General features: G+C 71.1%; 10 protein-coding genes. 1 reads left to right on the top strand and 9 read right to left on the bottom strand.

What is annotated here, in order from left to right; genetic code table 11:
- Positions 1 to 69 precede the first annotated feature (69 nt).
- The 7 genes from nusB to AC3DEV_RS06205 form a co-directional block, all read right to left on the bottom strand.
- Positions 70 to 648 carry a transcription antitermination factor NusB gene (nusB, locus tag AC3DEV_RS06235; protein WP_488371591.1) on the bottom strand — a complete coding sequence of 193 codons (579 nt, stop codon included), beginning with the start codon at positions 646 to 648 and terminating at the stop codon, positions 70 to 72.
- Positions 649 to 650: 2 nt separating this feature from the next.
- Positions 651 to 1214, bottom strand: coding sequence for an elongation factor P (gene efp, locus AC3DEV_RS06230; protein WP_067717936.1), 564 nt, complete (start codon positions 1212 to 1214; stop codon positions 651 to 653).
- Positions 1215 to 1289: 75 nt separating this feature from the next.
- Complete coding sequence (locus AC3DEV_RS06225; RefSeq protein WP_488371590.1) at positions 1290 to 2390, bottom strand: M24 family metallopeptidase; 1101 nt, start codon at positions 2388 to 2390, stop codon at positions 1290 to 1292.
- The gene (aroB, locus tag AC3DEV_RS06220) at positions 2387 to 3514 is read right to left on the bottom strand and encodes a 3-dehydroquinate synthase (protein WP_488371693.1); all 1128 of its coding nucleotides are present in this window, start codon (positions 3512 to 3514) and stop codon (positions 2387 to 2389) included. The genes AC3DEV_RS06225 and aroB overlap by 4 nt, the downstream gene beginning before the upstream one ends.
- A 47-nt stretch (positions 3515 to 3561) precedes the next feature.
- A complete protein-coding gene (locus AC3DEV_RS06215) occupies positions 3562 to 4110 on the bottom strand; it encodes a shikimate kinase (RefSeq protein ID WP_488371589.1) in 549 nt (182 codons plus the stop codon).
- A complete protein-coding gene (gene aroC / locus AC3DEV_RS06210) occupies positions 4107 to 5321 on the bottom strand; it encodes a chorismate synthase (RefSeq protein ID WP_488371588.1) in 1215 nt (404 codons plus the stop codon). The genes AC3DEV_RS06215 and aroC overlap by 4 nt, the downstream gene beginning before the upstream one ends.
- Positions 5322 to 5347: 26 nt before the next feature.
- Positions 5348 to 6421: an AraC family transcriptional regulator gene (locus AC3DEV_RS06205; RefSeq protein WP_488371587.1), complete on the bottom strand. Its 1074-nt coding sequence runs from the start codon at positions 6419 to 6421 to the stop codon at positions 5348 to 5350.
- Between the two features lie 70 nt (positions 6422 to 6491).
- Here AC3DEV_RS06205 and AC3DEV_RS06200 point away from each other — a divergent pair, with 70 nt between their 5' ends.
- Positions 6492 to 8006: a flavin-containing monooxygenase gene (locus AC3DEV_RS06200; RefSeq protein WP_488371586.1), complete on the top strand. Its 1515-nt coding sequence runs from the start codon at positions 6492 to 6494 to the stop codon at positions 8004 to 8006.
- Positions 8007 to 8060: 54 nt separating this feature from the next.
- Here the strand turns inward: AC3DEV_RS06200 and AC3DEV_RS06195 are convergent, their stop codons facing one another.
- Both AC3DEV_RS06195 and AC3DEV_RS06190 read right to left on the bottom strand, forming a co-directional pair.
- Entirely contained in the window at positions 8061 to 8900 is an 840-nt protein-coding gene (locus tag AC3DEV_RS06195) for a shikimate dehydrogenase (RefSeq protein WP_488371585.1), read from the bottom strand.
- On the bottom strand, positions 8890 to 10062 hold the full coding sequence (locus tag AC3DEV_RS06190; protein ID WP_132061322.1) for an endolytic transglycosylase MltG: 1173 nt from the start codon (positions 10060 to 10062) through the stop codon (positions 8890 to 8892). Before AC3DEV_RS06190 ends, AC3DEV_RS06195 begins: the two co-directional genes overlap by 11 nt.
- Positions 10063 to 10088 lie beyond the last annotated feature (26 nt).

Below are 10088 nucleotides of genomic sequence, written 5' to 3'. Positions count from 1 at the left end.
CGATCACCACCTCCTTGTCCGCCTCGCTGGACGGCTCGTTAAAGGGATAGCTTTCGGTCCTGAACTCTATCAGTCCCCGGTGGCCGTTCCGGGATCGGCGGACGTGGCCTCCGACACGTCTCCCGGCACGTCGTCGGCGGCCTCGGAGGCAGCGTCGGCGGGCGGGGTGTCCAGGCCCGACACGGCCCGCTCGGCGGCTCTGATGTGCTGGGCCAGGCCGGCCACGCGGTCGAGGACCGCGTTGACGTACGGAACCGACTTCTCCGCGGACAGGTCGGACACCAGCAGGACCGCCTGGTCGATCACGACGGCGGCGTCCACCTCGTCCGGGCCGAAGAGCAGTTCCCACGCACCGGCGCGCAGGACCGCGCGGTCGACGGCGGGCAGCCGCTCCAGCGTCCACTCCCTCAGGTGCTCGGTGATGGTGGAGTCGAGGCGGTCGAGCCGCTCGGCGACGCCGGTGACGATCTCCATCGTGTAGGGCGCGACGTCGTGGAACTCCTGGGAGTCCTCGCCCATCTGCCGACGTTCCTCGGCGAGCCCCACCACGTCCGCGTCACGTAGCTCCGCCTCGAACAGCAACGAGACCGCGCGCTTGCGCGCCCGGTAGCGTGATCCGCGACGGCGGTGGTCGACGTCTTCCGACATGATCAGTCGTTCACCCGGCTGAGGTAGCGGCCGTCACGGGTGTCGATGCGCAGCTTGTCACCGGTGTTGATGAACAGCGGCACCTGGACCTCGGCACCCGTCTCGAGGGTCGCCGGCTTGGTGCCACCGGTCGAACGGTCGCCCTGCAGGCCCGGGTCGGTGTGCTGGACCAGCAGGTCGACGGCGACCGGCATCTCGGCGAACAGCGGAACACCCTCGTGGATGGAGACCTGGACCGAGGTGTTCTCGAGCAGGAAGCGGGCACCGTCGCCCATCACGGTCGGCGTGACGTTGATCTGCTCGAAGTCCTTCTCGTCCATGAGGACGTAGTCCTCGCCGTCGCGGTAGAGGAAGGTCATGTCGCGCCGGTCGACGGTCGCGGTCTCCACCTTGACGCCGGCACTGAACGTCTTGTCGATGGTCTTGCCGCTGACCACGTTCTTCATCTTGGTCCGCACGAACGCCGGACCCTTGCCGGGCTTGACGTGCTGGAACTCGGTGATCTGCCAGAGCTGGCCCTCCTCCTTGAGGACGAGGCCGTTCTTGAAATCGGCGGTGGACGCCATAGTCGGTACTCCTTCGGGAAGTCGTCCGCGCCGCAGCCGGGGGCGGCGCCGCGCGCATGGTCGTGGGTCGGATCCTCAGAGCACCCTGAGGGCCTTCGACGTGGTGGTCAGGGACCGTCCGCCACCGCCGGTGACGGCCACGGTGTCCTCGATTCGGATCCCGCCGAGGCCCGGGAGATAGATCCCCGGCTCGATGGTGATCACATCGCCGTCGGACAGTGTACTCGTGGACCGGGTCGACACCGCGGGCGCTTCGTGCACGTCCAACCCCACCCCGTGCCCCAGCGAATGGCCGAAGTGGTCGCCGAACCCGGCGTCGGTGATGATGTCGCGGCTGACGGCGTCGAGCTCGGCGCACGGGACGCCGGCGCGGACGGCCTCGACCCCCGCGATCTGGGCCCGGCGGACGACCTCATAGGCCTCCAGCAGACGGTCCGGTGCGGTTCCCAACGCGACCGTGCGTGTGCAGTCGGACGCGTACCCCGAGACCGTGGCTCCGAAGTCCACCACCACCAGGTCGCCCTCGGCCAGGACCCGGTCCCCGGGAACGTGGTGCGGGTGCGCCCCGTTGGGTCCGGAGGCCACGATCGTCTCGAACGCCACGCCGTCCGATCCGGCCCGCCGCATCGCGTGCTCCAGGTCCGCCGCGACATCTCGTTCGGTCCGACCGGCCGCCACCAGGTCGCTGCCCAGCACGTGGGTCCACGCCTCGTCGACCACCGTGCACGCCCTGGCGATGAGGGCGAGCTCGTCGGGATCCTTGGCGCGGCGCACCGTCTCCACCAGGCCGCTGGTCTCCACCATCCGGGCGTCCGCTCCCCCGGTCGCCGCGAGCGCACGGCGCAGGCCGGCGGCCGCGGACAGGGTCAGCTGATCGGCCTCGACGGCGAGCGGGGCGTCGGCGGGTCCGCGGCGACGACCGAGGACGCCGGCGACGTACTCGCGCGAGATCACGTGGCCCACGTCCGGGGCCTGCTCGACGACCTGGAGTTCGTAGCGGGAATCCGTGCAGAGGACCGCCTCGCCGTCGTCCTCCACCAGGACGGCCCCACCCGACCCGGAGAACCCGGTCAGGTAGGCGATGTTCCGTGGATCGGTCACCAGCAGGGCGTCGGCACCGATGTCGGCGAGAGCGGCGGCGACGGCGCGGCGACGCGGGGCGAGTCGCTCGATCACAGCAGGATCCCTCCACCGCTGGGCTTGCGGCCCTCCGAGATGGTGGCGTACGCCGCCGTCATCAGCGACGGGTCGGGGGCCTCCATGCGCGCCGGGCGGGCCAGCCCGTCCAGCACGACCAGACGCAGGAAGCCCGAGTGGTTCTTCTTGTCGCCCGCCATCAGCTCGAGCAACCGGGGGAAGGCGTCCTCGTCGTACCCGGTGGGAAGTCCGAGGGACGCGAGGACCGAGACGTGGCGGTCGGCGGTCGCGTCGTCCAGTCGGCCCGCCAGCCTGGCGAGCTCGGCGACGAAGCACATCCCCACGCTGATCGCCGCGCCGTGGCGCCACCGGTACTGCTCGCGACGCTCGACGGCGTGGCCCAGCGTGTGACCGTAGTTGAGGATCTCCCGCAGACCCGACTCCTTGAGGTCCTGGCCGACCACGTCGGCCTTGACCTGCACGCTGCGGCGGATCAGTTCGACGATCGTGTCGCCGCCCGGGTCGAGGGCCGCCGCCGGATCTGCCTCGATGAGGTCGAGGATCTCCGGGTCGGCGATGAAACCGCACTTGACCACCTCGGCCATGCCGGAGACCAACTCGTTGTGTGGGACGGTCTCGAGCGTCGCGGTGTCGACGAACACGGCGGCCGGCTCGTGGAAGCTGCCCACGAGGTTCTTCCCGGCATCGGTGTTGATACCGGTCTTACCGCCGACCGCGGCGTCGACCATCGCCAGCAGGGTGGTGGGGATGTGCACGACCCGGACGCCACGCATCCAGGTGGCGGCGACGAAACCCGCGAGGTCGGTGGCCGCCCCTCCGCCGAGGCTCACGACGGTGTCCTTGCGGTTCAAGCCGATCTGGCCGAGGACGTCCCAGCAGTACCCGGCGACGGCGAGGTCCTTGCCGGCCTCCGCGTCCGGGATCTCGATCCGGTGCGCGTCGATTCCGGCGTCGGCGAGCTTCTCGCGGAGCGCCTCGGCGGTCTGGGCCAGCGGCGGTTGGTAGAAGATCGCCACGGTTCGCGAGGACGAACACGCCTCGAGGATCTCCGGGAGCAGGCCCCGGCCGATGACCACGGGGTACGGGTCCGCGGCGCGTACCTCCACGATGACGGGCTCGGTGGTGTTCTCGTCCTGGTTCATCTGCTGCTCCCGCTCATCGCTCGTGTCGCTACGCGTCTGGTCGTCACTCATCTCCGAACGCCGCCCCGCAGGTGCGGGTCGCCGGAGTCGAGCCTGTCGACGATGTCCGTCACCACCTTGCCCGAACTGCGCCGCTCGGTGCTCACGGTGGTCCAGGCGACCTCCCGGTACAGCGGCGAGCGTTCGGTCAACAGTGCCTGGTACCGGGCCGTGACGTCGCCGCCGGCCAACAGTGGGCGACCCGGGCCCTGGGACCGGCGCACCCCCTCGGCCACCCCGATCGTCAGGTGGACGACCCGGTGGCCCCGCAGGCGTCGCCGGGTCACCGCCGACAGGACCGCCCCGCCCCCCAGGGACAGGACCCCGTCGAACGACGTGAGCGCGTCACCGATGATCCGCTCTTCGATCTCACGGAAGTGCGGTTCGCCGTCGGCCGCGAAGATCTCGGGGATGGACCGGCCCTCGGCCTCCTCGATGAGGTGGTCGGCGTCCCGGAACGGCACGTCGAGGCGCCGGGCGAGCTTGCGGCCGATGGTCGTCTTGCCGGCACCGGGTGGCCCCACGAGCACGGCGACCGGCCGTGCCGGCTCGCTCATGCCTCGTCCGTCGCCCAGTCCAGCCGCTCGGCGACCGCGTCGAGGTAGCCCCCGACGTTCCGGCGGGTCTCCGCCAGGGAGTCGCCACCGAATTTCTGCAGGACCGCACGGGCCAGCACGAGGGCGACCATCGATTCCGCGACGACACCCGCCGCCGGCACCGCACAGACGTCCGAGCGCTGGTGGATGGCGGTGGCCGCGGACCCGTCCTCCATGTCCACCGTGCTCAGCGCACGGGGCACCGTGGAGATGGGCTTCATAGCGGCCCGGACCCGCAGGGGCTGACCGTTGGTCATGCCGCCCTCCAGGCCTCCGGCGCGGTTGCTGCGGCGCTCGACGCCGTCGTCCCCGCGGACCATCTCGTCGTGGGCGACGCTGCCACGGCGGCGCGCGGTCTCGAAGCCGTCCCCGACCTCGACACCCTTGATGGCCTGGATGCCCATGAGGGCACCGGCGAGCTGTGCGTCGAGACGATCGTCGCCGGACACGTGGGAACCGAGACCGATCGGGAGTCCGTGGACGACCACCTCGACGACGCCGCCGAGGGTGTCGCCGGCCTTCTTCGCGGCCTCGATCTCCGAGATCATCGACTCCGCGGCGGCGGCGTCGAAGGCCCGCACAGGGCTGGCGTCGATGGCCGCGAGGTCCGCGAACCCGGGTTCGGGACCGACGTACGGCTCGGACGCGCCGATGGAGATGACGTGCGAGAGGACCTCGACGCCGAGGACGTCCCGCAGCACCGCACGGGCGACCGTCCCGGCCGCGACCCGGGCGGCCGTCTCACGGGCACTCGCGCGCTCGAGGACCATCCGGGCGTCGTCGAAGTCGTACTTGAGCATCCCGGAGAAGTCGGCGTGACCGGGCCGCGGGCGGGTCAGACGGGCCGCGCGGGCCTTGTCGTCGATCGCCTCCGGGTCGACGGGGTCCGCCGACATGATCTGTTCCCACTTGGGCCACTCGGTGTTGCCGACCTCGATCGCCACCGGCGATCCCATGGTCCGGCCGTGGCGGACGCCGCCGAGGACCCGGACGGCGTCCGCCTCGAACTTCATCCGCGCACCGCGGCCGTAGCCCAGGCGGCGGCGGGCGAGCTGTGCGGCGATCTCGTCGCTCGTCACCTCGACACCCGCGATGACGCCCTCGACGATCGTCACGAGGGCCTGGCCATGCGATTCTCCGGCGGTGGTCCACTTCAGCACGTCGCCGATCATCCCACGTCGGGGTACGGCCCGGCACATCAGGCCCGGGTCGTTGCGGACCGCCGTGCCCGCGAGGCGACGACGGTCTGGTGCGGGGTGTCACCGGTGAGACGCCGGAACGCGTGGATGAAGCTCGAGGCCTCGGCATACCCCAGACGCAACGCGACGTCCTCCACCGACAGCAGACCGGTCGCCAGCATCCGCCTGGCCAGTTCCAGCCGGACGTCGTCGAGAAGGCGCTGGAACGATGTGCCCTCGTCCGACAGATGCCTGCGCAGGGTCCGGGGACTGACCCCCAGTCCGGCGGCCACCGACGACATGGAGGCACCCTGCGTGAGACGACCGGCGATCTCGACGCGGACCCGGCTGCTCACCGGCCCCCGGGTCCGACGGGTGGCGGCCAGGTCGCGGCACATGGCCTCGGCCACCGTCACCGCCGCCGGACTCCCCTGCGGGAGCGGTTCGTCGAGGCGCGCGGCGTCGAAGACCATCGTGACGCCGGTGCCGTCGTCGGACTCCGACGGCGGCAGTCCGAGCCGTGCCCCGTATGCGGTCAGGGTCCCGGATGACCGCCCCCCACCGAAGGTGATCCCGGTGAACGGGACACCCCCGGGGACGAGCTCGCCGAGGACGGAGTGGATCGCGAACAGGTCGCGGTCCACGAGGAACTCGCGGACGTCGTCCGGGAGCGCGGTGTCCTCCAGACGCACGACGATCCTGTCCCCCGTCGACTCCACACCGATCGTGCTGAAGATGTAGCTCAAGTCGATGAAGCGGAGCGTCACGGCGATCACGTCGCGGAGCGTCGGGCTCGACAGCAGGGCGTATCCGAAGATCCCGAAGGTGGTCAACCGGTAGGTGGAGCCCACCTCGGCGGCGAGGGCGGGCCGGGCGCCCGCGGCGGCGCGGAGGTTGCGGATCGCGGTCAGTTCCTGGTCCGGCGTCACGAGTAGATCGGGGGTGGCGAGGTCGGCCGGGGAGAGCGCGATCCCCTGCAGGACCCGGCCGGCCTCCACGCCGAGCCGCTCCCCGGCCTCGACGAGCACGCCGATCCCGATGGCCGAGCGGGGGAAGTCCCAGTGTGGGACCGCGGGGTCGTCCCAGGTGGTCATGTCCGGAATTATGGATTATTCGTCCGTGAATGTCTGCGGCCACGCGGGGCCGGGGCACTACCGTCACGACATGACCTCTTCCTCCTCCCCCGGGACCCGGCGTCGACGACCGCGCGTGATCATCATCGGAGCCGGATTCGGTGGCCTCGGCGCCGCCTACGAGCTCACCCGTGACGGCCTGGCCGAGGTGACGATCCTGGAGAAGGCCGACGACGTCGGAGGGGTGTGGCGGGACAACACCTACCCCGGAGCGGCCTGCGACGTCCCGTCGAACCTCTACTCGTACTCCTTCCACCGCAGGACGGACTGGGGCCGTCGCTACGCCGAGCAACCCGACATCCTGTCCTACATCCGGGAGACCGCTGACAGGCACGGCCTGCGCGAACTCGTGCGGACCGGCATCGAGGTGACCTCCGCGGAGTTCGACGACGACAGCGCCACGTGGACGGTACACACCGCCTCGGGCGAGTCGTTCGAGGCCGAGGTGCTCGTGCCCGCGGTGGGTCAGCTGTCCCGTCCGGCCTATCCGGACATCCCCGGGTCGGAGACGTTCGCCGGCCCGTCGTTCCACTCGGCCGAGTGGCGGCACGACGTCGATCTGACCGATAAGCGGGTCGCTGTCCTCGGCACCGGGGCCTCGGCCATCCAGTTCGTCCCCCGTATCCGCGAGGTGGCCGCGCACGTGACCGTCTACCAACGCTCCGCGCCGTGGGTGGTGCCCAAACCGGACCGCGCCTACACGGACGCCCACCGGGCGGCGTTCGACCGAGTCCCCGGCCTCATGACCGCGATGCGCGGCACCATCTGGGAGACGACGGAGCTCATCGGCCTGGCACTGACCTCCGCGCGGCCGCTCGCCAGGATCCTCAGCGGGCTCGCCCGCGCCAACCTGCGGCTCACCGTCCGCGACCCCCGGCTGCGCGAGGCCCTCACCCCGACGGAACCGATCGGGTGCAAGCGGATGCTGTTCAGCAACCACTGGTACCCCGCACTCGCCAAGCCGAACGTCGACGTGGTGACCGACACCGTCGCCGAGGTCGTCCCCGAGGGGATCGTCACCGCGGACGGACGGGTGCGACCTGTCGATGTCGTGGTGTACGGCACGGGTTTCAAGGCCACCGACTTCCTGGCACCGATCACCGTACGTGGCCGCGGCGGTCAGGACCTGCACGAGCAGTGGCGAGAGGGTGCGCGCGCGTATCTCGGGATGGCCGTGCCGGGCTTCCCCAACATGTTCGTGATCTACGGGCCCAACACCAATCTCGGGAGCAGCTCGATCATCCTCATGATCGAACAGCAGGCCCGGTACGTCCGCCAGGTGGTCGAGGAACTGGCTCGGGCGGATCGGACGGTGGCCGTGGACGTCCGTCGCGAGGTGCACGAGGCCTACGACGACGAGATCATGCGCCGACTCGGTGCATCGGTGTGGAGCGGCTGCGACTCCTGGTACAAGGCGGACTCAGGTCGGATCACGACGAACTGGCCGGGACTGGTGCACGAGTACCAGCGCCGCACCCGGACCGCGGACCCTGCCGACTTCGAGACGATCGTCCCCCGTCGCGCCACGGCGCCCTCGGGCATCTGACCGACCATCCGGCCGTGCGGCTCCGGCACGGTGGCCGTCCCCGTGTCCGCGCGGTCAGCGACCGAGTGCCTGCGACAGCGCGGCGGCCATCTCCCCGCGCGGCGCCGGGTGCCCGGTGAACAGCTCCACCTGACCGAAGGCCTGGTGGAGCAGCATCACGTCGCCACCGACCACGGGGATGCCCGCGGCCAGGGCTGCTGCGCCGGCCGCGGTGGGCCAGGGGTCGTAGAGGACGTCGAACACCCGTCGGGCGCCGGCGACCAGGTCCGTGAGCTCCCGCACGCCGGGTTCGGGGACGGTGTTGATCAGAACATCGGCCCGCGTGATCTTCCCGGGCAGCGTGGGGTCGGTCAGCAGGACGGTGTGGATGTCGAGTCCGAGGGTCCGGCCGCACTCCGCGGCGGGACCGGCGTTGTCGCGCCTGGAGGCCAGGACCACGCGGGTGGCGCCGGCCTCGGCGAGGCCCGCCAGGACGGGGCGGGCGGTCCCGCCGACGCCGAGGACGACCGCGGTGGGCGCCGGGGGCAGGTCCCCGAAGGCGGCGAGCGCCCCGGTCACACCGTCGACGTCCGTGCAGTCGGCGAACCAGCCGCCCGCCCGCCGGACGAGCGTGTTGGCGCTGCCGACGATGCGGGCGCGTTCACTCACCTCGTCGGCGTGGGCGAGCGCGGCGAACTTGCCGGGCATCGTGACCGAGTAACCGATGCGGTCGGCGGGCGACGAGTCGACCACAGACGGCAGTCGTTCGGCGTCGCAGTCGATGCGCTCGTAGGTCCAGTCGTCGAGGCCGAGCGCCCGGTACGCGGCACCGTGCAGGACCGGGGACAGCGAGTGGTCCACCGGGCGCCCCAGGACGGCCGCCGAGCGCGGTGCGCCCGTGGGATCAGCGACCACTGGCGAGGACTCCGTTGGCGATGGCCTCGCTCTGATAGCGCTCGTGCTCCGGGTATTCGTCCGCGAATCTGGTGGTGCCCTCCATGTCGACCGTGACGAAGTACTTCCACTGCCCGTCGGCAGGGTTCTCCATCGCGCGCAGTGCGTCGAGACCCGGTGAACCGATCGGCCCGTAGGGCAGTCCGTCCATCGCGTAGGTGTTCCACGGGGTCACCTCGGCCCGGTCGGCGTCGGTGGTGGCGATCTCCTGGTCGGCGAGAGCGTAGTTGACCGTGGAGTCGAACTGGAGACGCATGGGCTCGGCGAGGCGGTTGAGGATGACCCGCGCGACCTTGTCGAAGTCCTGGAGCTTGCCCTCCTTCTCCACCAGCGACGCGGCGGTGACCACCTCGTAGGGGGTGAGACCGATACGGTCGGCGGCCGGGACGAGTCCGGTCTCGTCGTAGGAGGCGGTCGAGGCGTCGATGAGCTGACGCAGGATCTCGACGGGCTCGGACTGCGGGTTGATGTTGTGGACCCCCGGGGCGATCAACCCCTCGAGGCGACGGACCGGGTCCGGGGCGCCCCGGACCTCGTTGATGGCCCAGTCGGGGACCGCGAGCTCCGCCGGGTCGGCCTGCACGGCCGCGTCGACGATCTCCTGGGGCTGCCGGCACATCGGGGCGGCCTCGGGCTCGTCCAGATCGCGGAGGCACGTGGCGTCGGCGATCAGGGTGTAGATGCCCTTCTCCCTGCCACCGCCGACCACGACCGTGTCGAGCAGCCGGCCGCCCGGCTTGACCTCGACGAACCCGACGCGGTTCTGCGGGTCCGCCAGCGCGTCCACCGCGGCGGCGGCGCTCATCTCCTGCCGCACCTGGTAGTAGCCGGGCTGGATGCCCTCGACGGGCGTCCCCGCCGCCGCTCCGGTGAAGGCGCGGGTACTGGCCACGGTGCCGATGTCGTAGAGGCGGTCCCCGACGACCCCCAGGGTGTCCCCCGGCTCCACGTGCAGCAGCGCGTTCCCGTTGCCCTGCCCGTCGAAGTCCGGCGCCGCCGCGACCTCGGTGTTCTGGTTGCGGTAGACCATCACGCCGAAGGCGAGGACCACCCCGATCACGGCCGCCAGGAGGATGAACCTCGTGGTGGCTCCCGTACGTGAGCGTCCTCGTGCCGCAGACATCGTGCTCCTCGGTCATGGTGTCAGGG

This window comes from Dietzia sp. IBK-p2-15D (assembly GCF_057773105.1).
The sequence above is the reverse complement of the archived record's forward strand: the minus strand, read 5'-3'. Positions and strand labels throughout refer to the sequence as shown.

Excerpts from the sequence above, each read along its gene's own strand:
- nusB (WP_488371591.1), bottom strand. The coding sequence starts at position 648 with ATGTCGGAAGACGTCGACCACCGCCGTCGCGGATCACGCTACCGGGCG.
- efp (WP_067717936.1), bottom strand. The coding sequence starts at position 1,214 with ATGGCGTCCACCGCCGATTTCAAGAACGGCCTCGTCCTCAAGGAGGAG.
- aroB (WP_488371693.1), bottom strand. The coding sequence starts at position 3,514 with ATGAACCAGGACGAGAACACCACCGAGCCCGTCATCGTGGAGGTACGC.
- AC3DEV_RS06215 (WP_488371589.1), bottom strand. The coding sequence starts at position 4,110 with ATGAGCGAGCCGGCACGGCCGGTCGCCGTGCTCGTGGGGCCACCCGGT.
- aroC (WP_488371588.1), bottom strand. The coding sequence starts at position 5,321 with ATGATCGGCGACGTGCTGAAGTGGACCACCGCCGGAGAATCGCATGGC.
- AC3DEV_RS06205 (WP_488371587.1), bottom strand. The coding sequence starts at position 6,421 with ATGACCACCTGGGACGACCCCGCGGTCCCACACTGGGACTTCCCCCGC.
- AC3DEV_RS06200 (WP_488371586.1), top strand. The coding sequence starts at position 6,492 with ATGACCTCTTCCTCCTCCCCCGGGACCCGGCGTCGACGACCGCGCGTG.
- AC3DEV_RS06190 (WP_132061322.1), bottom strand. The coding sequence starts at position 10,062 with ATGTCTGCGGCACGAGGACGCTCACGTACGGGAGCCACCACGAGGTTC.